This window comes from Pseudomonas sp. WS 5146 (assembly GCF_012985495.1).
Classification (GTDB): Bacteria; Pseudomonadota; Gammaproteobacteria; order Pseudomonadales; family Pseudomonadaceae; genus Aquipseudomonas; species Aquipseudomonas edaphica.
In genome coordinates, this window is sequence record NZ_JAAQWL010000011.1 from 18861 (window position 1) to 41217 (window position 22357).

Sequence of the window (22357 nt, forward strand, 5' to 3'; positions counted from 1 at the left end):
GATTGCATCACCTCGGTTTACCTGACAGACCGAGGTGCCCGCATCGCAGGCAAGCCAGCTCCCACATAAGCCAGCCCTTGCTCTTAGCTAGAGGGCCTTCTCGAAAATCTTCGAATTACGCTGATAGTTGTACAGCGAGGCCCGTGCCGACGGCAGGCGGTCCACGCTGCTCGGCACAAACCCGCGCTCGCGGAACCAGTGGGCGGTGCGCGTGGTGAGGACAAACAAAGTCTTCAAACCCTGGGCCCGCGCGCGGGTTTCGATGCGCTCCAGCAATACATCACCGCGTGCGCCGTGACGGTACTCCGGGTTCACTGCCAGGCACGCCAGCTCACCGGCATCCGAATCGGCGATCTGATACAACGCCGCACAAGCGATGATCATGCCTTCGCGCTCGACCACGCTGAACTGCTCGATCTCACGCTCCAACACCTCACGCGAACGCCGCACCAGAATGCCCTGCTCTTCCAGCGGGCTGATCAGGTCGAGCAAGCCACCGACGTCTTCAATCGCCGCTTCACGCACCAGTTCGAATTGCTCCTGGGCCACCAACGTGCCGCCACCGTCGCGGGTGAACAGCTCGGTGAGCAACGCGCCGTCTTCGGCATAACTGACGATATGGCTGCGCCCTACTCCGCCACGGCAAGCCTCGGCGGCGGCATCCAGCAACTCAGCCTGATAGTTGTTACCCAGCCGCTGCAGGTGCGCCGGCACTTGTTGCGGGCGCAACTCACGCACCAGGCGACCATGCTCATCGAGCAAACCAAGGTCGGCGCCAAACAGCAGCAGCTTGTCGGCGCCCAGGTCGATGGCGGCGCGGGTGGCGACGTCTTCGCAGGCCAGGTTGAAGATCTCGCCGGTGGGCGAATAACCCAATGGCGACAGCAGCACGATGGACCGCTCGTCCAGCAGGCGATTGATGCCTTTGCGGTCGACCCGGCGCACTTCGCCGGTGTGGTGGTAGTCCACCCCTTCGAGCACGCCGATCGGCCGTGCGGTGACGAGGTTGCCGCTGGCCACGCGCAAGCGCGAGCCCTGCATCGGCGACGAGGCCATGTCCATGGACAGCCGCGCCTCGATAGCAATGCGCAGATGCCCGACCGCGTCGATCACACATTCCAGGGTCGCCGCATCAGTGATGCGCAAACCTTCGTGGTAAGCCGGGGTGAGGCCGCGTGCTTCAAGGCGGGTTTCAATCTGCGGGCGCGAACCGTGCACCAGCACCAGCCGCACACCCAGGCTGTGGAGCAGCACCAGGTCGTGGACGATATTGCCGAAGTTAGGGTGATCCACGCCATCGCCGGGCAGCATGACCACAAAGGTGCAGTCGCGGTGGGCGTTGATGTAAGGCGAAGCGTGACGAAGCCAATTGACGTATTCGGGCATAAAACCTGGGCCTGTAATAAAAAGCAGCCAAAAAAGGATGAATCGTGAAAGCGCACAGCGGGCTGATGGTTATCGTCGGAACAGGCTTGGCGACACGCTCGCTCTCCTTCTATGTACGAATAGGCAGGGGTTAATTTATGCAGGTTTCAGGCAGTAATGCTCGATCAGTTCCCGCAATAGACGCACTGTAGGCGTCAAGCGTGACATTTCGAGGTACTCGCCCGGTTGGTGAGCACAGGCGATATCGCCAGGGCCGAGCACCAGGGTTTCACAACCAAGGCGCTGAAGATAAGGCGCTTCGGTGCCGAACGCTACTGCTTGCGCACGATGACCGGTCAATCGTTCCGCCACCCGCACCAGCTCGGCATCTTCGGCCTGCTCGAACGGCGGCACTTCGGGGAACAACGGTGCGTAGTCGATCTTGACTTTATGACGCTCCGCCAAGGGTTCGAGCTTCTGACGAATGGCGGCGCGCAGTACCTGCGGGTCCATCCCCGGCAACGGCCGCAGGTCGAATTCCAGCGAGCATTGGCCGCAGATGCGATTGGGGTTGTCGCCGCCGTGGATGCAACCAAAGTTCATGGTCGGTTGCGGCACGCTGAATTGCGGGTTGCGGTACTCACGCTGCCAGGCCAGGCGCAGGCCACGCAGTTCGCCAATAGCGTCGTGCATGGCTTCAAGGGCGCTATGACCCAGGCTTGGGTCCGACGAATGGCCGCTTTGGCCCAGAATATCGATGCGCTCCATCATCACGCCTTTGTGCAGGCGGATCGGCTTGAGCCCCGTCGGCTCACCAATAACCGCCGCACGGCCCAACGGGCGCCCGGCCTCGGCCAGTGCACGAGCACCGGACATCGAGCTTTCTTCATCGCAGGTGGCGAGGATCAGCAAAGGTTGCTTGAACGGCTGATCCAGCAAGGGCAGCACGGCTTCGATGGCCAGGGCAAAAAAACCCTTCATGTCGCAGCTGCCCAAGCCTACCCAGCGGCCGTCGACTTCCGTCAGCTTAAGCGGATCGGTCTTCCACAGCGCGGCGTCATACGGCACGGTATCGCTATGCCCGGCCAGCACCAGCCCGCCGGGGCCACTGCCGAAACTGGCGAGCAAGTTGAACTTGCCGGGGCTGACTTGCTGGATATCGATGGCAAAACCCAGGTCGCCCAGCCAACTGGCGAGCAGGTCGATGACCGGGCGGTTGGTCTGGTCGAGAGACGCTTGGGTGCAACTGACCGACGGCGCGGCAATCAGCGCGGCGAATTGCTGTTTCATGGACGGTAACGGCATGCGCGGCCTCTCAACTTCCCGGATGAGCCCCACTATAGAACCATCTGCACGACACAATAAACCGTTGCGGCACGTTGCCGGGCTCAGTCCTGTACACTGCACGACCTTGGCAGCCACACATTTCCCCGGCTGCGCTCCCGATCCTGGATTTTCCGGCCATGCAGAAAGAAACCGAAATCAAGCTCCGCGTCAGCCGCGAAACCCTCGCCGCGCTACGTGAGCACCCGCTACTGAAAAAACGCAACAAAAGTGGCTGGGAACGCCGTGAGTTGATGAACCAGTACTTCGACACCCCTGAACGCGACCTGGCCCAGGCCAAAGTCGCCCTGCGCCTGCGCAAGGACGGTGACGACATCATCCAGACCCTCAAGACCCGCGGCCAAAGCGTCGCCGGCTTGTCGGAACGCAATGAATACAACTGGGACCTGCCCAAAGCCAAGCTCGATGTGAAGAAACTCGACGGCGAGTGCTGGCCCGAGCAATTGGCCGAGCTGGACAAAAAGACCCTCAAGCCAATCTTCACCACCGATTTCGTGCGTGAGCGCGCCGAAATCGCTTGGGGCCGTGGCAAGGCCAAGGTGGTGATCGAAGCCGCCCTGGACCTGGGCCATGTGGTGGTCGGCAAGCAGAAAGAAGAAATCTGCGAGCTGGAACTGGAACTGCGCGAAGGCGAACCGGCTGCCCTGCTGGAACTGGCCGCCGAACTGGCCGCGACCCTGGCGCTGATGCCGTGCGATATCAGCAAGGCCGAGCGCGGCTACCGCCTGTACGACGCCAGCAGCTACTCGCTGAGCCTGCCGGCCCCGCAGATCCACGCCGAAATGCCGTTGGACGACGCCTTCGCCGCAATCATGTGGCACCTGTTGGGCAGCAGCCAGCGTCTGGCTGAGCAATACCGTTTCAACGGTCATTGGCGTCTGCTGCAGGACTGGGTCGAAAACCTCGGTGAGCTGCGCGCCCTGATCGGCAGCCTCGGCCAGGCCGCGCCGCGTCAATCCACCAGCGAACTGCGCAGTGCGCTGGACGCGTTGCTGGAAGACTGGCGCCCACTGGTGCAGGCCGGTGACGACGATGAAGACATCCGCAAGGCCGCGCCGGAACAGTTTGCCGAAGAACTTGAAGACGTGCGTTGGGGCCTGTTCTCGCTGAACACCTCGCGCTGGCTGCTGGCCCGCGCCTGGACCACCGACCGCAATGTGCGTGGCAACCGCCAGGGCGCCGCGCAAATCACCAACTGGCTGCCACGCCTGCTGGCTGACGACGCCGTCGCCCTGCAACTGCCGCGCTATCAGCAGCAACCGGAAGACCTGGCCGAGCAACTGCCGCGCATCGAGCGCATCCAGGCCTGGCTGCACCACGCACGTAACGTGGTGGACATCCCGGAACTGGACCGTTTGTACGGCGAACTGAACAAGTTGGCGCTGCTGGCCAACCAGCCGATCACCGATGAATCGCTGGATGCGCGCATGCATCAGGCGATTGCGGTGTATCAGAACCGGGCCTGGAAGACCCTGCTGCGCCTGTAAGATCGCTATCGCGGGCAAGCCCGCTCCCACAGGAGAATGCATTCCAATGTGGGAGCCGGGCTTGCCCGCGATGAGCATAGGTATCTACACAACTTCTGAAGGCAGCCGATTTCTCCTGTGGCGAGCAGGCTTGTCCTGCGTTGGGCCGCGAAGCGGCCCCAGTAAAGGCACTGCAATTTTCCTGAAAGAATTCAGTGTCTGGGTTTGGGGCTGCTTCGCGGCCCAACGCAGGACAAGCCTGCTCGCCACAACAGCCCACTGGCCACTAACCGGTTGTGTAGATACCTATGCCGCGATGAGGCAGGCCTTATCAACGCAAGACTGGCAGGCTGGTGGTGGACTTGATCTCCGATAAAGCCACGATCGAGTTCACCTCCTGAATCCCCGGCACCATCGACAGCTTCTCGAAGAAAAACCGCTCATACGCCTCGATGTCCGAGGTGACGATGCGCAGCAGAAAATCCACCGCACCCATCAGCACATAACACTCCAGCACTTCCGGAAACCCGCGAATCGCTTCGGTGAACTCGGTGAAGTTGGAACGGCCGTGGGCGTTGAGTTTGACCTCGGCAAAAATCTGCGTGTTAAGGCCGATCTTCTTGCGGTCCAGCAATGTGACCTGGCCGCGAATCACCCCTTCCTCCTTGAGCCGCTGGATACGCCGCCAGCACGGCGACTGGGACAGGCCCACCTGTTCGGCGATCTGAGCACTGGACAGCGAAGCATCCTCTTGCAGCAGCGCCAGGATACGGCGGTCGTAGGCGTCCAACTCACTGTGCATAAAAATACCTTTGAATGTGCTTATCCTGAATTGTTCTATTCAATAAATCGCAGATAGAGCCCATCTTAGATAAGAAATCTCCGCCCGCGAATGTAAAAATTTCTCCAGTCGAATTTGGAGAGTCAGCATGCACGCCGTCGAAACCACCCACACTCCCGCACGCGTCGACGCCTGGGCTGTCAACAGCGCCCATTGCCAGGCGCATTATCAGATCGTCGCCGAGGCCGAGCCGGACGTGCTGTGCCGGGTGCTCAACTATTTCGCTTTGCAGTTCCTGACCCCGCAACAGGTCAATGTGAGCCGTGAAGACGACCTGTTGAACATTGATATCGTCATGGACGGTTTGAGCTGGCACCGCGCCCAGGTGATCGGTGAAAAGATTAGAAACCTTATCAGCGTCTGCTCGCTGGAAGTGTGGCGAGCTGACTCTCTGCGGCCCGCAGCGATGACGGCGGCCAGCCTGTAAAAGCCGGCAATACTCATCGGGAGGTGGATGTTCGGAGGCAGGCTAGCCTGGGTTTACACCCGACGCCTGCCAGGAAATGCCCATGCCTACCGCCTTGCACACTCACCGCCTGGAACTGCATCAGTTGCTGCCGACGCTGGTCGAGCAAGGGCTGATAACCGCAGAGGTGGCACATTCACTGGCGGCGGCGCCCGCTACCCAGCAACACCCTCTGGCATCCATCGCAGCCCACGGGCTGTGCCTGGAAACCTTGACGCAATGGCTGGCCACGCAGGTCGGGCAGCCTTATCTGCGTATCGACCCGCTCAAGATAGACGTGGCAACGGTAGTGCCATTGATGTCCCACGCCTTTGCGCAGCGCCACGGGATCCTGGCGGTGGCCGTGGATGCGCAGACCGTCACCGTCGCCAGCGCCCAGCCCCATGTCCGCGACTGGGAATCCGGGTTGGCACAGGTGCTCAAGCGCTCGATCAAGCGCGTGGTCGCCAACCCCAAGGCTATTGAGCGCTGCATCGGCGAGTTCTACCGCTTGGCCAAATCCGTCAGCGGCGCCGATCAAAAGGCGACAGTGGCCGGCAATGTCGAACTGCTCAGCCTCGGCGCCAGCGATCAGGAGCCGGATGCCAATGACGCGCATATCGTCACTATCGTCGACTGGCTGTTGCAGTACGCCTTTGGGCAGCGGGCCAGTGATATCCATGTCGAACCCTGTCGCGACCAAGGCCGCGTGCGTTTTCGCATCGACGGGCTGCTGCACGATGTGTATCAGTTTCCGCCTCAGGTCACGATGGCGGTGGTCAGCCGCCTCAAGAGCCTGGGTCGGATGAACGTCGCGGAAAAACGCAAACCCCAGGACGGCCGGGTCAAGACCAAAAGCCCGGCGGGCATAGAGGTGGAACTGCGCCTTTCGACTTTGCCAACAGCGTTTGGTGAAAAACTGGTGATGCGGATTTTCGACCCACAGGTGCTGCTGAAAGATTTTGACCAGCTTGGTTTGTCAGATGACGACCAACAACGCTGGCACGCCATGACCGGCCAGGCCAACGGCATCATCCTCGTCACCGGGCCAACCGGCTCCGGCAAGACCAGCACCCTCTACGCCACGCTCAAGCAACTGGCAACCCGCGAGGTCAACCTGTGCACGGTAGAGGACCCGATTGAAATGATTGAACCGGCCTTCAACCAGATGCAGGTGCAACACAACATCGACCTGACCTTCGCCAGCGGCGTCCGCGCCCTGCTGCGCCAGGACCCGGATATCATCATGATCGGTGAGATCCGTGACCGGGAAACCGCAGAAATGGCGATTCAGGCCGCATTGACCGGGCATCTGGTGCTGTCGACGCTGCACACCAATGATGCGCCCAGCGCCATCAGCCGGTTGCAGGAGCTTGGCATTGCTCATTATTTGATCAAGGCTACCCTTATAGGGGTGATGGCGCAGCGTTTGGTGCGGCTTTTATGCCCTCACTGCAAACGCGCGGTGGGCGCGCCGGGCACCGCGCATGAAGCTGTCGGCTGTGCAGAATGCCGCGAAAGTGGTTATCGAGGCCGCGCCGGGCTCTACGAAATCATGCCGATGAGCGAGGCGTTCAAGGCGCTGATCACCCCAGGTGCCGACGTGCAGGCTCTACGCCGGGCCTCAGTGGAGCAAGGCATGCGCAGCCTGCGCATGGCTGGTATCGACAAAGTGAACGCCGGGCTGACCACCCTGGCAGAGGTATTACGGGTAACGCCTGGGGATTCAGAAACAAATGATTTGATTGTTGGCCCGTGAAACCGTCCTTATCCGTGACTGGGCCGTTACAATCGGCCACACGTCGCATCACTGACACCATCAGATAGGGAATCGCTATGCAGATCGGAACCGTACTGCTTCTTTTCGTGGGTTTGGCCGTTGCCATCCTGTTCATGGGCTTTAAAGTGGTGCCCCAGGGCTACCAGTGGACTGTCGAGCGTTTCGGCCGCTACACCAACACACTCAAGCCCGGCCTCAACATCATTATTCCGATCATGGACCGCATCGGTCGCAAGATAAACGTGATGGAAAGCGTGCTGGATATTCCACCGCAGGAAGTGATCACCGCCGACAACGCCACCGTGCAGATCGACGCCGTGTGCTTCTTCCAGGTGGTCAACACCGCCCAGGCCGCCTACGAGGTCAATAACCTCGAGCACGCCATCCGCAACCTGCTGCAAACCAACATCCGCACCGTGCTTGGCTCCATGGAGCTGGATGCCATGCTGAGCCAGCGTGACGGCATCAACGAAAAACTGCTGCGTACCGTGGATGAAGCCACGGCGCCGTGGGGCATCAAGATCACCCGCATCGAGATCAAGGACATCAGCCCGCCTGCCGACCTGATGGCCGCCATGTCCGGCCAGATGAAAGCCGAGCGGATCAAGCGTGCGCAGATCCTGGAAGCCGAAGGCCTGCGGGCATCGGCGATCCTGACGGCCGAAGGTAAAAAACAGGCGCAAATCCTTGAGGCCGAGGGCAGTCGCCAGGCGGCTTTCCTGGAGTCCGAAGCCCGTGAGCGTCAGGCCGAGGCCGAAGCCCGTGCCACACAAGTGGTCTCCGAGGCCATCGCGTCGGGCAACGTGCAGGCGGTTAACTACTTCGTCGCGCAAAAATACATCGATGCCCTGGGCAAGCTGGCATCGGCCAACAACAGCAAAGTCATCCTGATGCCGCTGGAAGCCAGCCAGGTAATTGGCGCCGTCGGTGGCATCGGCGAAATCGTCAAGGCAACCTTCGACAATAAGAAAGGCTGAGGCAACTGCCATGTGGGAATTCCTGCAGCATCTGTCGTTCTGGGATTGGCTGGCACTGGGCACGGTGCTGTTGATTCTTGAAGTGTTCGGCGCCGGCGGTTACCTGCTGTGGATGGGCATCGCCGCTGCCGCTGTAGGCGTGATCAAGTTCGTGGTGCCGCCGCTGGGGTTGGAATGGCAACTGCTGCTGTTCGCCGTGCTGTCGATTTTGACCGCCGTCTATTGGTGGAAACGCCAACGCAGCAGCGCCAAGGTCAGCGACCAGCCGGGGCTGAACATGCGTGGCTCGGAGCTGGTTGGCCGCACGTTTGTGGTGCACCAGGCCATCGTCGATGGCCGGGGCAAGATAAAAGTCGGTGATGGCGTGTGGATGGCCACTGGCCCGGATACCCCGATAGGCGCTCAAGTACGTGTCATTGGTCAGGACGGCGTGGTTTTACAGGTCGAAACTGTTTAGTCAGTGATGGAACTCGACTGAGCTAACTACAATCAAACTGTTCAGATAACCCAGTCGGAGTCACCCATCATGCGTTTCAAATATGCTGTCGCAACCCTCGCTGTGCTTTCCCTTCCTGTCGGTTCAGCCATGGCCGACAGCTTTTGGCGTAATGTCATTTCATCGGGCGCTACTACCGGCTCGACGTACCTGACCTTCAAGGACCACAAGCTGGTGGTTGCCGCCCAAGACGACGCAGGCAGCTTTGTTGCCAGCGACGGCGGCATCCGCGGTCCATACCTGGAAGCCGCCATGCAGAAAGTCCGCGCTGACAACCCAGGCCTCAAGGCCACCGATATGGAATTGGCCAACGCTATCCTCGCGAAAAACGCTGTGACCGAGTAAAGCGCCCATAAAAAATGCCGCTCTTTGGGAGCGGCATTTTTTTGCTCGTAACATGACGATTCATTCACGTGTGACAGGCTATATTCAGTCGAACCGTGCAACCATGCGGTACTGATACGTTTATTACTCATCGCCTATCTGAAACGGATGCCTTCGTCGTTATGAGCCAACAGCCCTTTCTGCCGTTTTCCAAACCTACCATTGATGAAGCCACCATCTCGGCGGTCGGCGATGTACTGCGCTCGGGCTGGATCACCAGCGGGCCAAAAGTGCAGGCGTTCGAAGCACAGCTGTCGGAATACTTTGGCGGCCGGCCGGTGCGGACGTTCAACTCCGGCACCTGCACCATGGAAATTGCTTTGCGCATCGCCGGGATTGGCCCAGGGGACGAAGTCATCACCACGCCGATCTCCTGGGTCGCCACTGCCAACGTGATCCTGGAAGTCGGTGCCACGCCGGTATTTGCCGATATCGACCCGGTAACCCGCAATATCGACCTGGCCCAAGTAGAAGCTGCAATCACCCCACGTACCAAGGCGATCATTCCGGTGTACCTGGCGGGCCTGCCCCTGGACATGCCGATGCTGTATGCACTGGCCAACAAGTACAACCTGCGTATCGTCGAAGACGCCGCCCAGGCACTGGGTTCCAGCTGGGATGGCGAACGCATTGGCGCAACCGGCGACTTTGTATCCTTCAGCTTCCAGGCCAACAAGAACATCACCTCTTCCGAGGGCGGTTGCCTGGTATTGAACAATGCCGAAGAAGCCCGCCTGGCCGAGAAATATCGCTTGCAGGGCGTTACCCGCACGGGTTTCGATGGCCTGGACGTAGATGTGTTGGGCGGCAAGTTCAACATGACCGACATTGCCGCAGCCATCGGCCTGGGCCAGTTCGCTCATATCGAGAAGATCACTGCCCATCGCCAGAACCTGGCGCGCCACTACTTCAAATGCTTCGGCAGTGATTTCGAAGCGCAATACGGCGCACAACTGCCACCGGCAGACTTCGAAAACAGCAACTGGCACCTGTTCCAACTGGTATTGCCGGAGCGTCAGGATGGCAAGCCGGCACGCGCCACCTTCATGGAACAGATGCAGGCGCATGGCGTCGGCATTGGCTATCACTACCCGCCGATCCACCTGCTGAGCCTGTATCGGGCACAGGGTTTCAAGGAAGGCATGTTCCCGGTGTCGGAGCGTGTTGGGCGTTTGATCGTGTCGTTGCCGATGTTCACGGCGATGACAGAGGCGGACGTAGAGCGGTCGGTTGCGGCGGTTAAAGCGGTATTGAAAGCGGGTTAAACAAAAAAGCGTTGGCTTGCAACAATCAACTGTGGGAGCTGGCTTGCCTGCTCCCACATTGATTTGTGTCGTGTTTACTCGCCGATGGCAGCTTTGTAACCCGCAGCATCCAGCAGTTTTTCCAGATCGGCCGGGTTGCTTGGCTTGAGCTTGAAGATCCAGGCGCCGTAAGGGTCGGTGTTCAACAGCTCAGGGCTGCCACTCAGTTCCTCGTTGACGGCAATCACTTCGCCAGCAATCGGGGCGTAGATATCCGAAGCAGCCTTCACCGACTCAACCACGCCAGCCTGGCCTTCAGCTTCAAACTGGGCGCCAACTTCCGCCAGCTCAACAAACACCACATCACCCAACGCTTCCTGTGCATGGTCGGAAATCCCGACGGTCACAGTGCCGTCGGCTTCCAGACGGGCCCATTCGTGACTTTCGGCAAAACGCAGGTCAGCTGGGATATCGCTCATAATCTGTGTCCTCAAGAAGAAATGTCAGCGGCCTTTGGCCTGCCGGAAATAGTTAGATCAAGGTTTTGCCATGGCGTACGAAGGTCGGTTTGACCACTCGAACCGGGTACCACTTGCCGCGGATTTCCACTTCGGCCCGATCGGCGGTGGCCGTCGGTACGCGCGCCAGGGCAATGGATTTGCTCAGCGTAGGAGAGAAACTACCACTGGTGATCTCTCCTTCGCCAACATTGGCGATACGAACCACTTGGTGAGCGCGCAAAACCCCACGCTCCTCCAGTACCAGCCCGACCAATTTGTACTGCACACCCGCCGCCAGCTCTGCTTGCAGCGCGCTGCGACCAATGAAGTTGCGACCGGCAGGTTCCCAGGCAATGCTCCAGGCCATGTTAGCCGCCAAGGGCGAAACATCCTGGTGGATATCCTGACCATACAGGTTCATGCCGGCTTCCAGGCGCAGGGTATCGCGGGCGCCAAGACCAATGGGTGAAATACCCGCGCCGACCAGGTCGTTGAAAAAGCCTGGCGCCTGATCGGCAGGCAGGACTATTTCCAGGCCGTCTTCACCGGTATATCCGGTACGGGCGATAAACCAGTCACCGTCCGCCTGGCCTTCAAAGGGCTTGAGTTGATGAATCAGGTTGCTGCGCGACTGGGTGACCAGTTCGGCGATTTTCTGCCGGGCATGGGGACCCTGAATGGCGAGCATGGCCAACTCGGGCCGCTCCTGCAGTTGCACCGAATAGTTGCCCAGTTGCGCCTGCATCCAGGCCATATCCTGGTCGCGGGTGGCTGCGTTGACCACCAACCGGTAACCGGCTTCGGTGCGGTAGACGATCATGTCGTCCACCACGCCGCCCTGCTCATTGAGCATGGCGCTGTAGAGCGCACGGCCGCAGCCATGCAAACGATCGACATCATTGGCCAGCAGGTGCTGGAGCCAGTCCTTGGCCTGAGGGCCGGTGACATCGATCACGGTCATATGAGATACATCGAACACCCCGCAGTCGCGTCGCACCTGATGGTGTTCTTCAACTTGCGAGCCGTAGTGCAGAGGCATATCCCAACCGCCAAAATCGACCATTTTCGCGCCGAGGGCGAGATGCAGGTCATACAGAGGCGTACGCTGTCCCATGGGTTTCTCCTTCCGGGCTTGGCGAAGGTGCGCGGAGCTGCTGTTTGCGCTGAACACCTTGAATTACAAGGCCTGCAGCCACGCCCAGCGACTCGCTCCGAAAGACGAAGCGCACCGAATGCCGCGCATTGTAGCCGCAAGCCGTAGGACTGGCACCTAACCGATTTGCCGCGCAGAGCGTCGGATCAAGCCGATGACCGGCAGCAGCCCCACCAGCACAAGGGTCAGCGCCGGCAACGAGGCTCGCGCCCATTCTCCTTCACTGGTCATTTCAAAGATGCGAACTGCCAGGGTGTCCCAGCCAAATGGGCGCATCAGCAAGGTTGCGGGCATTTCCTTGAGCACATCGACGAACACCAGCAACGCCGCGCTCAACGTGCCCGGCAGCAATAACGGCAGATACACTTTGCAAAACAGTCGTGGCCCGCTCACCCCGAGACTGCGTGCCGCTTCGGGCAACGACGGGCGGATTCGCGCCAGGCTGTTTTCCAACGGCCCGTAGGCCACCGCCAGAAAGCGCACCAGATAGGCCAGCACCAGTGCCGACAGGCTGCCAAGCAGCAAGGGTTTGCCCGCGCCGCCGAGCCACCCCGAGAGCGGTACCACCAGCTCTCGGTCCAGGTAGCTGAATGCCAACATGATCGACACCGCCAGCACCGAACCCGGCAAGGCATAGCCGACGTTAGCCAGGCTGATACCAGAGCGAATCGCCCGTGTCGGCGCCAGCCGGTTGGCGAAGGCGAGTATCAACGCCACGCTGACCGTGATCAGCGCCGCGATACCGCCTAAGTAAAGGGTGTGAACGATCAGGCCGGTGTAGCGCTCATCCAGGTCGAAGCGGCCGCGCTGCCAGAACCAGGCGACCAGTTGCAGCATGGGGATGACAAAGGCGCAGGCGAACACCAACCCGCACCACGTGCTGGCCGCTGCCGCCTTGAACCCTCGCAAGTGATACAACGCCTGGCCCCGTGGCCGCTCGTTGCTTGGGCGGCTGGCACCGCGGGCTCGCCGTTCGCCGTACAGCACCAGCATCACCACCAGCAGCAACAGGCTGGCCAGTTGGGCAGCGCTGGAAAGACTGAAAAAGCCGTACCAGGTCTTGTAGATGGCGGTGGTGAAGGTGTCGAAATTGAATACCGAGACCGCGCCGAAATCCGCCAGGGTTTCCATCAAGGCCAGGGCCACGCCGGCACCAATCGCCGGCCGTGCCATGGGCAGCGCGACGCGCCAGAACGCTTGCCAGGGCGATTGCCCGAGCACACGTGCCGCCTCCATCAGCCCTTTGCCCTGGGCAATAAACGCCGTGCGCGCCAGCAGGTAGACGTAGGGGTAGAACACCAGCACCAACACGATAATCACGCCGCTGGTGGAGCGCACGCGCGGCAGCCGCAGGCCGGTGCCGAACCAATCACGCAGCAGGCTTTGCACCGGGCCAGCGAAATCCAGCAGGCCGACAAACACAAAGGCCAGTACGTAGGCGGGAATGGCAAAAGGCAGCATCAAGGCCCAATCGAGCCAGCGCCGCCCAGGAAACTCGCAGAGGCTGGTCAACCAGGCCAGGCTCACGCCCAGCAGGGTCACACCCACACCGACGCCCAGCACCAAAGTAAGGGTATTGCCCATCAGGCGCGGCATCTGGGTGTCCCACAGGTGCGACCAGATTTGCGCATCAATGCTTTGCCAGGACAGCAACAGCACACTCAGCGGCAACAGCACCAGGGCGGCGACGCTGAAGACCGGCAGGTACCAGCGGCGTTGGGCGGGGTGGGCCAAGGGCTAGCTCTCAGGTTGGTAAAAAATTCAAGGTGAACACAAAGCAATGTGGGAGCTGGCTTGCCTGCGATAGCAGCACCTCGGTGTGTCAGTTACACCTGGGTGATGCTATCGCAGGCAAGCCAGCTCCCACACAAGCCCGCTCCCACATTTAGTTCGGCGCTTGCCTGCAAATTGTAGTTAGTTCCAGCCGGCGCGATCCATCAGGCGGATAGCCTCAGCCTGGCGCTTGCCTGCCACTTCCACCGGCAAGGTGTCAGCCACAAACTTGCCCCAGGTCGCCACTTCTGCTGATGGCGGCACCGCCGGGTTGGCCGGGAACTCCTGGTTCACATCGGCAAAGATCTGCTGCGCCTCAGGCGTGGTCATCCACTCAACCAATGCCTTGGCCGCTTCCGGATGCGGCGCGTGCTTAGTCAGGCCAATGCCCGACAGGTTCACGTGCACGCCACGGTCGCCCTGGTTCGGCCAGAACAGTTTTACCGCCAAATCCGGCTTCTGCTTGTGCAGGCGGCCGTAGTAGTAGGTGTTGACGATGCCCACGTCGCATTGCCCGGCGTTGATCGCCTCCAGCACCGCGATGTCGTCGGAGAACACGTCGGTGGACAGGTTGTTGACCCAGCCTTTGACGATTTCCTCGGTTTTGGCCGCGCCATGGGTTTCGATCAGGGTGGCGGTCAGCGACTGGTTGTAGACCTTCTTCGCCGTGCGCAGGCACAAGCGGCCTTCCCATTGCTTGTCGGCCAGGGCTTCGTAAGTGGTCAGGTCACCGGGTTTTACCCGGTCGGTGGAATAGGCGATGGTCCGTGCACGCAGGCTCAAGCCGGTCCAGGCGTGGTTAGAGGAGCGATATTGCAGCGGAATATTCTTGTCGATCACCGCCGAGGTGAACGGCTGCAGGATGCCCATTTGCTCAGCCTGCCAAAGGTTGCCGGCGTCCACGGTGAGCAACAGGTCAGCCGTGGCGTTCTCGCCTTCGGCATTGATGCGCTGCATCAGCGGGGCTTCCTTGTCGGTGATGAACTTCACCTGCACGCCGGTCTTTTTGGTGTAGGCATCGAACACCGGCTTGATCAGTTCGTCGATGCGCGAGGAGTAGACCACGACTTCGTCGGCTGCCTGCACGGTGGTGCTGCCGATAAGGGTGAGTGCCAGGGCAGTCAGGAGGCGCTTGGGTGCCAACATGGGTGCGGTCTCTCATTTGCAAAAAGAGGGCAAATGATAAGGACTCACATTTGGTAGCGCTTGGTGGAGGCGTTACGAGATGTTGCATGGCTGGGATTTGTGCTGGGGCCAATGGCCCCATCGCGGGCAAGCCCGGCTCCCAAAGGGTACTCAGGCGCCCTCAGGGTTTGGCCAGCTCCGGGAGGTCGCCGGTCAGGCCCAAGGCCTGGCGGACGAAGATGGCCTTGGCTTCGGGCATCTGGTCGACCATTTTCAGCCCGGCGTTGCGCAGCCAGCGTAATGGCAACTGGTCGGCCTGGAACAGGCGCTCAAACCCTTCCATAGCCGCCATCAGCGCAAGGTTATGCGGCATGCGCCGACGTTCGTAGCGGCTCAATACTTTCACATCAGCCAGGCGCTCACCACGTTCAGTGGCTGCCAGCAGCACCTCGGCCAGCACCGCCGCATCGAGGAAACCCAGGTTTACGCCCTGCCCCGCCAACGGGTGGATCACGTGGGCCGCGTCGCCAATCAACGCCAAGCCTTCTGCCACATAACGCTTGGCGTGTCGTTGGCGCAATGGCACGCACACACGTGGATCGGCGCTGAGCACCGTGCCGAGCCGCCCTTCAAAGGCGCGCTCCAGCTCACGGCAGAAGTTTTTGTCGTCCAGCGCCATCAGGCGCTCGGATTCGGCCGGTGTGGTGGACCAGACGATCGAGCACCAGTCTTCCTGCCCCTCGCGCACCAATGGCAGAAACGCCAGCGGGCCAGTGTCGGTAAAGCGCTGCCACGCCGTGCGCTGATGGGGTTGGCTGCTGCGAACGCTGGTGACGATGGCGTTATGCAAGTAATCCCACTCGCGGGTCGCAGTGCCGGTCAGGCGGCGTACGGCGGAGTTGGCGCCATCGGCGGCGACCACCAGCGGTGCACGCAATGTGCGGCCGTCGGCAAGGGTCAGCAGCCAGTCATCGCCGGAGCGGCGCATCTGTTCCAGGCGGGCGTTGGCCAGCAGGCCCAGGTCGCAGTCATGCAGGCGGTCGAGCAGCGCGTCCTGAACCACGCGGTTCTCGACGATATGCCCAAGCACTTCGGCGTGCACACTGGCCGCCGAGAAGTGGATCTGCCCGGTGCCGCTGCCGTCCCACACTTGCATCTCGCCATAAGGGCTGGCGCGCCGCGACACAATGCCGTCCCACACGCCGAGGCGCTCAAGGATGCGCTGGCTCGCGGCCGACAAGGCGCTCACCCGTGGCTCGAAGGCAGCCTCACGGTCAAATGGCTTGACGCTCAGCGGGCTGCCGTCGAGCAGCAGCACCTGCAGGCCACTGCCCTGCAACGCGAGCGCCAGGGCGCTTCCGACCATTCCGGCCCCGACAATCAGCACATCTGCGCGCATGTCCATGCTTTAAGCCTGCTTTGCTGGCGGCTTGCGCCGCACGTAAAGGGTTTTGTCGACCCGCGCCACCAGGGTGCCGGAGCCGTCATGAATCTCGACCTTGAGGTGGGGCAGGTACTTCTCGCCACCTTCGGTTTGCCGGCGAATCTCGTCCAGCAAGGCGTCGTCGATGGAGAACTCGGCGTACACCGGGCCTTTGCCCGGCGACACAAAGTCGATGCTCGCGGCCTTGTCCCACACGATGTAGTCGCGGCCCAGGTTCTCCATCAACAGCAACATGTAGAACGGGTCAACCATCGAATACAGGCTGCCGCCAAATTGCGTGCCGACGTAATTACGGTTGTACCAGCCCAAGCCCATGCGCACTTTGACATGACGAAAGTCAGCGCTCATGTGCTGCACGCTTATCCCCGCCCCGAGATAAGGCGGATAAAGGGTCATGACCCAACGCAACAGCCGCGCTTTACCCAAACGTTGGATCAACCACTTACGCATCGGGGCGCGTACCCAAGCCCATGGCCTGACGGGCGAACCAGCGTTTGGCCGGCGGTAGCAGGTCCAGGCCAAGCAGGCCCATGTTGCGGCCCAAAGCCACTAACGGCTGGGCACTGCCAAACAGGCGTGTGACTTGATCGGAGAAGCCCACTGTGAGCTTCTGGTCCAGGTGCTGGCTTTCGCGGTAGCGCTGCAAGGTCGCCAAGTCTCCCGGCACCTGTGGCCCGGCCAACAAGGCTTCGGCCAAGGCATTGGCATCGCGCAGGGACAGGTTGAACCCCTGCCCGGCAATCGGGTGCAGGCTGTGGGCGGCATTGCCGAGGATCGCCAGGTGCGAGCGCACTTGTTCTTCGGCCTCCACCAGCGTCAGCGGGTACAGGTGCCGTGCGCCGACTTGCTTGAGGGTGCCCAGGCGATAGCCGAACACGCCCTGCAGTTCGCTCAAGAAACTGCGCTCGTCGAGGTTGGCCAAACGCTGGGCGTCCATGCCGATGCGCGTCCATACCAGCGCGCAGCGGTTGTCCGGCAACGGCAACAGGGCCATCGGGCCTTCATCGGTAAAGCGCTCGAAGGCCTCGCCGTTGTGGGCTTCGCTGGGGGTGATGTTGGCGATCAGCGCGCTCTGGTTGTACGGGCGGGTTTTCACGCCAATACCTAACTGCTCGCGCAAACCGGAGCGACCACCATCGGCCAATACCGCAAGGTCGCATTCCAGCACGGTTTCATCGTTGAGGGTCAGGCGATAGCCGTCGGGCAGCGGCTCCATACGCGTGACTTCCGCCGGGCAGCGCCAACTCACCACCTCTTTGTCCAGGCCTTGCCACAGGCACTGTCCGAGCCAGGCGTTTTCCACCACATAGCCGAGGGCCGGCACGCCCTCCTCCATGGCGGACAAGCGCGCAGTCGAGAAACGCCCACGGTCAGACACGTGGATCTGCTTGATCGGCTCGGCGCGGCGGGAGATGTCCTGCCACACACCCAGGCGCTGATAGATCTGACGGGCACCGTAAGACAACGCCGAAGAACGTGCATCGTAGCTCGGTTGGTAAGTGTCGCCTGGGGCAAATGGCTCGATCAGCACGATCTTCCAACCCCGTGCCTTGGCACCGGCCTGCAAGGCCAACGCCAGGCTGGCGCCCACCAGGCCACCACCGATAATCGCCAGGTTGACCCGGTTCATCGGGCAGCCGCCATCAGCGCTTCGATCTCAGCGACAGTTTTAGGCACACCACCGGTCAGAATTTCACAGCCTTGCTTGGTCACTACCACGTCATCCTCGATGCGTACGCCAATGCCACGCCATTTCTTTGCCACGTTCTGATTGTCCGGCGAAATATAAATCCCCGGCTCCACGGTCAAGGCCATGCCCACTTCCAGCACACGCCATTCACCGCCCACTTTGTATTCGCCCACATCGTGCACATCCATGCCCAGCCAGTGGCCGGCGCGGTGCATATAAAAGGCACGGTAGGCTTCGCTGGCGATCAACTCGTCGACGTTACCTTGCAACAGCCCCAACTTCACCAGCCCGGCGGTGATGACCTGCACGGTCGCCTCGTGGGCCTGGTTCCAATGTTTGTTCGGTGCAATCTGGGCGAAGGCGGCTTCCTGGGAGGCCAGCACAATTTCATAGATCGCCTTTTGTTCGGGCGAAAACTTGCCGCTGACCGGCCACGTGCGCGTGATATCGCTGGCGTAGCAGTCGATCTCGCAACCGGCGTCGATCAACACCAGATCGCCGTCCTTGAGCAGCGCGTCATTCTGCTGGTAGTGCAGGATGCAGCTGTTGCGCCCGGCGGCGACGATGGAGCCATAGGCCGGCATCTTCGCGCCGCCCTTGCGGAACTCGTAATCCAGCTCGGCTTCGAGGCTGAACTCATACAGCCCGGCGCGGCTGGCCTGCATCGCCTTGACGTGGGCCGCACAGGAAATTCGCGCGGCCTCGCGCATCACCTTCACTTCTGCCGCCGATTTATACAGGCGCATGTCGTGAAGCAGATGATCCAGGGCAACAAATTCGTTCGGCGGCTGGGCGCCCAGGTGCGCCTTGGAACGGATCACGTTGATCCACTCCATCAGATGCCGGTCGAATTCGGCGTTGCTGCCCATGGCCGAATACACCCGGTCGCGGCCTTCGATCAGGCCGGGCAGGATGTCGTCGATATCGGTGATGGGGAACGCATCGTCAGCACCAAAGTCGCGAATGGCGCCTTCGGTGCCGGCGCGCAGGCCGTCCCACAGTTCGCGTTCGACGTTGCGCTCGCGGCAGAACAGCACGTACTCGCCATGCTGGCGACCGGGCATCAGCACGATCACCGCTTCAGGTTCAGGGAAGCCGCTCAGGTACTGGAAATCGCTGTCCTGGCGGTAGACGTGCTCGACATCACGGTTGCGGATGGCCACGGCGGCGGCCGGCAGGATCGCGATGCTGTTGGGTTCCATCTGCGCCATGAGCGCCTTGCGGCGACGGGTGTATTCCGCTTTCGGGATATGGATCATGGGCAGATGGGCTTCCTTACTTAGTGCAGCGACGGCTTGGGTGCGGCGGGCTCAGCGGATTTTTTGGTCTCGGTGAACAACAGCAGCGGCGCGACACGCAGGTATTCCATCACCTCCATATAGTCGCCTTCACCGTCTTCGGATTCTTCCAGGGCATCTTGCACCTGGGAGATGGCCGCCAGGTCTTGCAACACTTCTTTGGCATCAGTGCTCAGTTCCAGGCCGCCGGCATTCACACCGAAGCCGTGCAGGAAACCCTGGCACCATTGGCCCAATGCTGCAGCGCGTTCGGTGAGCGGTGCATCGTCGGTCGGCAGCAGCAGAACGACGGTGACGTCATCACCGGTCAGCTCGCCTTTAACCATCTCTTGCAGGCCGATCAGCGCGTTACGCACGTTCTCGGTAGGTTCGGTTTCCAGCAGCTCGGCCACATCGGCCAGCCAGTTGTCGGCATCGAAGCCAACGCCCGTGCAGCTGCGGCCCAACAGCACGCCGTGCAGTTCGGCAGGCGAGCAAGGATGACCGCTGGAGCTCAGCAGTTTGGAAAAAGCGTCGTACGGGGAGTTCTGAATAGGCATGGTGAGCTAGGCGCCAGACGGCGCAATGTCTAGAATGAAGCGCTGTATCCTAGCACCGGCAGACGTACCAAGACTATCGAGGGCGTCAGATCGTTTATCCTGAAGTTGCCATTCATCAGACAAATCCAGTGGAACCCAATGGAAGACACCGACCTGCAAGCGCTGATGGCCAGACTCGAACTGCTAATTGATCGGGTCGAGCAACTTAAGAGTCAAAACGGACTCCTATTAGCTCAGGAAAAGACCTGGCGCGAGGAACGCGCTCACCTCATTGAAAAAAACGAAATCGCCCGGCGTAAGGTCGAATCGATGATTTCGCGCCTGAAGGCCCTGGAGCAAGACTCATGAGTTCAAGCAATAGCGTTACCGTGCAGATCCTCGACAAAGAATATTCGATCATCTGCCCCCAGGAAGAACGCAGCAATCTGGTGAGTGCTGCCCGCTATCTGGACGGCAAGATGCGTGAAATCCGCAGCAGCGGCAAAGTCATCGGCGCCGACCGTATCGCCGTGATGGCCGCACTGAACATTACCCACGATCTGCTGCATAAGCAGGAACGGCCTGACGTGCAGGCCAGCGGCTCGACGCGTGAGCAAGTGCGTGACCTGCTCGAACGCGTGGATCTGGCACTTTCTACCGAGCCAGAGCCACCCAAGGGCTGATTGACGCGTCTGTTTAAGGTATACTCGCCCCACTCCCTGGCGTGTTTGCCAGTCGGCGATGTCCCTGAGCCGATTCGCACTACCCTGGAAGTTGCACGTTGGGCTGGTGTGCATGTCCGCTAGACGGAAAGCCTTAAAGCCTACTGCATCTTCCACCTTGAACTTTCGGGTTCAAGGGCTAAGTCGACAGCGGCTCTGTCGGGGAGCCTGAATTCCCAAACTCAATGCCAGTCCCAGGACTGGCATTGTTTTATGAGCCGAACATCCATGACCGAACCTGCGCCGCTTTCCCGTCCGCAACTTCGACGCATGTTGCGCAAAGCCCGCCGCGCGCTTACGCCGAGCGAGCAGCGCAAGGCCGCTCACGGCCTGTATCGGCAACTGGCACAGCACCCGTTGTTTCGCCGGGCCAAACATATCTCTTTATATCTGCCCACGGACGGTGAAATCGATCCGCGTCTGCTGCTGCGCGCTGCGCAGCGCCGGGGCAAGGCCACTTATCTGCCGGTACTCAGTGCCTGGCCGCGCACCAAGATGGTGTTCCAGCGTGTGCGGCCTGGAGATAAGTTGTTGCCCAACCGCTTTCGCATCCTTGAGCCGCACGTAAATGCCAACCGCCAGCGCCAAGTTTGGGCGCTGGACCTGGTGCTGTTGCCGCTGGTGGGCTTCGATGATGTGGGTGGGCGACTGGGCATGGGCGGTGGGTTTTATGACCGCAGCCTGGCCTACCTGGCTCGGCGCAAAAACTGGCGCAAGCCCACGCTGCTGGGCCTGGCCCATGAATGTCAGAAGGTCGAGCGCCTGGCACAGGCAAGCTGGGATGTGCCATTGGCTGGCACGGTCACCGATAAAAAATGGTATGTCGCAGAAACGTCGCTGGAACCAGCGACGCCTTAAAAAGCAGTGTTAACGCTTGAACGGTTGTGGCTGCTGCTGAGCCAGTTCAACCGGTGCATCGGTCTTGTTCGACCACAAGCTCTGGGCATATCCGGTGGTCACGACGCCCAGGCCAAACAAAATAACCAAAATCCATAGTAAATCCGGTTTACGTTGCATCGATTGCCCCCCTTCAGGCACCTCGTACACGATGACAACAACGTTCCAAAGTAGTCCGTTGCAGCTGCGTCAAGCTTAAAAGCGGGCATTCTGCGGTAACGTGACCCAACACGCAAACCTTGACGCCAACCGACTGTCGGTTTGTCATGGAATTGCCTGACAACTTATCCAATGCCTTTTTCAGGAGCCCAAAAATGGCCTACTGGCTGATGAAATCCGAGCCCGATGAACTCTCCATCAAAGGCCTGGAAAAGCTCGGTGAAACGCGCTGGGACGGGGTGCGCAACTATCAGGCACGCAACTTTTTGCGAGCCATGGCCGTTGGTGATGAGTTTTTCTTCTACCACTCCAGTTGCCCTGAGCCAGGCATTGCCGGTATCGGCAAAATTGTCGAGGCGGCCTATCCGGACCCGACTGCGCTGGAACCCGAAAGCCACTACTTCGATGCCAAAGCCACGCCTGAGAAAAACCCGTGGACTGCACTCAACGTGGCCCACGTCGAGACCTTTGCAAAGGTGCTGGGCCTTGGCTACCTGAAACAACAAACCGCCCTCGCCGAATTGCCGCTGGTGCAAAAAGGCAGTCGATTGTCGGTGATGCCGGTGACGGCCGAACAATGGGCAGCGGTACTCGCCCTGCGCTGAAAAGGCAGAACCCTGCGGTCACACCTGTGATGCATGCATCTGCACGCCAAGCGGGTTAGGCTTGCGCTTCATTTGACCGGTATCAAGACCCTTCGGGCGGTATCGGTCAAACTAGGATGCTAATGCCGCAG

24 protein-coding genes and 1 other RNA gene are annotated in these 22357 nt (G+C 60.6%); 12 read left to right on the forward strand and 13 right to left on the reverse strand.

Going from position 1 to position 22357, the window contains the following annotated elements; genetic code table 11:
* Window positions 1-87: 87 nt before the first annotated feature.
* Window positions 88-1386 (reverse strand): amino-acid N-acetyltransferase, encoded by a 1299-nt coding sequence (argA, locus tag HBO41_RS23970; protein WP_017139545.1) that lies wholly within the window; start codon window positions 1384-1386, stop codon window positions 88-90.
* Between the two features lie 135 nt (window positions 1387-1521).
* Complete coding sequence (argE, locus tag HBO41_RS23975) at window positions 1522-2670, reverse strand: acetylornithine deacetylase (RefSeq protein WP_017139546.1); 1149 nt, start codon at window positions 2668-2670, stop codon at window positions 1522-1524.
* A gap of 158 nt (window positions 2671-2828) precedes the next feature.
* Here argE and HBO41_RS23980 point away from each other — a divergent pair, with 158 nt between their 5' ends.
* A complete protein-coding gene (locus HBO41_RS23980) occupies window positions 2829-4196 on the forward strand; it encodes an inorganic triphosphatase (protein WP_138453563.1) in 1368 nt (455 codons plus the stop codon).
* Between the two features lie 310 nt (window positions 4197-4506).
* Here HBO41_RS23980 and HBO41_RS23985 read toward each other — a convergent pair whose 3' ends face one another.
* Window positions 4507-4977 (reverse strand): Lrp/AsnC family transcriptional regulator, encoded by a 471-nt coding sequence (locus HBO41_RS23985; RefSeq protein ID WP_003195279.1) that lies wholly within the window; start codon window positions 4975-4977, stop codon window positions 4507-4509.
* Window positions 4978-5104: 127 nt separating this feature from the next.
* On the opposite strand from HBO41_RS23985, the gene HBO41_RS23990 reads away from it, so the two are divergent.
* The 6 genes from HBO41_RS23990 (at window position 5105) to HBO41_RS24015 (ending at window position 10363) form a co-directional block, all read left to right on the forward strand.
* On the forward strand, window positions 5105-5443 hold the full coding sequence (locus HBO41_RS23990; RefSeq protein WP_017135282.1) for a hypothetical protein: 339 nt from the start codon (window positions 5105-5107) through the stop codon (window positions 5441-5443).
* Window positions 5444-5525: 82 nt separating this feature from the next.
* Complete coding sequence (locus tag HBO41_RS23995) at window positions 5526-7220, forward strand: GspE/PulE family protein (protein WP_169987993.1); 1695 nt, start codon at window positions 5526-5528, stop codon at window positions 7218-7220.
* A 77-nt stretch (window positions 7221-7297) separates the two neighbouring features.
* Window positions 7298-8218 (forward strand): SPFH domain-containing protein, encoded by a 921-nt coding sequence (locus HBO41_RS24000; protein ID WP_017135280.1) that lies wholly within the window; start codon window positions 7298-7300, stop codon window positions 8216-8218.
* A gap of 10 nt (window positions 8219-8228) precedes the next feature.
* Window positions 8229-8675, forward strand: coding sequence for an NfeD family protein (locus HBO41_RS24005; protein WP_017135279.1), 447 nt, complete (start codon window positions 8229-8231; stop codon window positions 8673-8675).
* Between the two features lie 69 nt (window positions 8676-8744).
* On the forward strand, window positions 8745-9059 hold the full coding sequence (locus HBO41_RS24010) for a DUF2388 domain-containing protein (protein WP_017135278.1): 315 nt from the start codon (window positions 8745-8747) through the stop codon (window positions 9057-9059).
* Between the two features lie 161 nt (window positions 9060-9220).
* Window positions 9221-10363: a DegT/DnrJ/EryC1/StrS aminotransferase family protein gene (locus tag HBO41_RS24015; RefSeq protein WP_056860748.1), complete on the forward strand. Its 1143-nt coding sequence runs from the start codon at window positions 9221-9223 to the stop codon at window positions 10361-10363.
* Between the two features lie 74 nt (window positions 10364-10437).
* On the opposite strand, the gene gcvH is transcribed toward HBO41_RS24015, so the two are convergent.
* From gcvH to HBO41_RS24060, 9 genes are all read right to left on the reverse strand, one after another.
* Window positions 10438-10821, reverse strand: a complete 384-nt coding sequence (gcvH, locus tag HBO41_RS24020; protein WP_017135276.1) for a glycine cleavage system protein GcvH — start codon at window positions 10819-10821, stop codon at window positions 10438-10440.
* A gap of 52 nt (window positions 10822-10873) precedes the next feature.
* Entirely contained in the window at window positions 10874-11956 is a 1083-nt protein-coding gene (gene gcvT / locus HBO41_RS24025; protein ID WP_017135275.1) for a glycine cleavage system aminomethyltransferase GcvT, read from the reverse strand.
* 156 nt (window positions 11957-12112) lie between these two features.
* Complete coding sequence (locus HBO41_RS24030) at window positions 12113-13729, reverse strand: iron ABC transporter permease (RefSeq protein WP_017135274.1); 1617 nt, start codon at window positions 13727-13729, stop codon at window positions 12113-12115.
* Between the two features lie 180 nt (window positions 13730-13909).
* Window positions 13910-14914: an extracellular solute-binding protein gene (locus tag HBO41_RS24035; protein WP_169987995.1), complete on the reverse strand. Its 1005-nt coding sequence runs from the start codon at window positions 14912-14914 to the stop codon at window positions 13910-13912.
* A gap of 160 nt (window positions 14915-15074) precedes the next feature.
* A complete protein-coding gene (locus tag HBO41_RS24040) occupies window positions 15075-16292 on the reverse strand; it encodes a 2-octaprenyl-3-methyl-6-methoxy-1,4-benzoquinol hydroxylase (RefSeq protein ID WP_169988102.1) in 1218 nt (405 codons plus the stop codon).
* A gap of 9 nt (window positions 16293-16301) precedes the next feature.
* Window positions 16302-16787 (reverse strand): DUF4442 domain-containing protein, encoded by a 486-nt coding sequence (locus tag HBO41_RS24045; RefSeq protein WP_017135271.1) that lies wholly within the window; start codon window positions 16785-16787, stop codon window positions 16302-16304.
* Window positions 16780-17967, reverse strand: coding sequence for a 2-octaprenyl-6-methoxyphenyl hydroxylase (gene ubiH, locus HBO41_RS24050; RefSeq protein WP_138450721.1), 1188 nt, complete (start codon window positions 17965-17967; stop codon window positions 16780-16782). The genes HBO41_RS24045 and ubiH overlap by 8 nt, the downstream gene beginning before the upstream one ends.
* Window positions 17964-19286, reverse strand: coding sequence for a Xaa-Pro aminopeptidase (pepP, locus tag HBO41_RS24055; RefSeq protein WP_017135269.1), 1323 nt, complete (start codon window positions 19284-19286; stop codon window positions 17964-17966). Before pepP ends, ubiH begins: the two co-directional genes overlap by 4 nt.
* 20 nt (window positions 19287-19306) lie before the next feature.
* The gene (locus HBO41_RS24060) at window positions 19307-19864 is read right to left on the reverse strand and encodes a YecA family protein (RefSeq protein WP_017135268.1); all 558 of its coding nucleotides are present in this window, start codon (window positions 19862-19864) and stop codon (window positions 19307-19309) included.
* Between the two features lie 138 nt (window positions 19865-20002).
* On the opposite strand from HBO41_RS24060, the gene HBO41_RS24065 reads away from it, so the two are divergent.
* The 4 genes from HBO41_RS24065 (at window position 20003) to HBO41_RS24080 (ending at window position 21423) form a co-directional block, all read left to right on the forward strand.
* Window positions 20003-20212, forward strand: coding sequence for a TIGR02449 family protein (locus HBO41_RS24065; RefSeq protein WP_003177365.1), 210 nt, complete (start codon window positions 20003-20005; stop codon window positions 20210-20212).
* Window positions 20209-20526 carry a cell division protein ZapA gene (locus tag HBO41_RS24070; protein ID WP_017135267.1) on the forward strand — a complete coding sequence of 106 codons (318 nt, stop codon included), beginning with the start codon at window positions 20209-20211 and terminating at the stop codon, window positions 20524-20526. Before HBO41_RS24065 ends, HBO41_RS24070 begins: the two co-directional genes overlap by 4 nt.
* A 30-nt stretch (window positions 20527-20556) precedes the next feature.
* Window positions 20557-20735: non-coding RNA, 6S RNA (gene ssrS, locus HBO41_RS24075), on the forward strand.
* A gap of 58 nt (window positions 20736-20793) precedes the next feature.
* On the forward strand, window positions 20794-21423 hold the full coding sequence (locus tag HBO41_RS24080; protein WP_099550294.1) for a 5-formyltetrahydrofolate cyclo-ligase: 630 nt from the start codon (window positions 20794-20796) through the stop codon (window positions 21421-21423).
* A gap of 9 nt (window positions 21424-21432) precedes the next feature.
* Here the strand turns inward: HBO41_RS24080 and HBO41_RS24085 are convergent, their stop codons facing one another.
* A complete protein-coding gene (locus HBO41_RS24085; RefSeq protein ID WP_010207387.1) occupies window positions 21433-21582 on the reverse strand; it encodes a hypothetical protein in 150 nt (49 codons plus the stop codon).
* A gap of 194 nt (window positions 21583-21776) precedes the next feature.
* Between HBO41_RS24085 and HBO41_RS24090 the strand changes: the two genes are divergently transcribed.
* A complete protein-coding gene (locus HBO41_RS24090) occupies window positions 21777-22226 on the forward strand; it encodes an EVE domain-containing protein (RefSeq protein ID WP_099550293.1) in 450 nt (149 codons plus the stop codon).
* Window positions 22227-22357 lie beyond the last annotated feature (131 nt).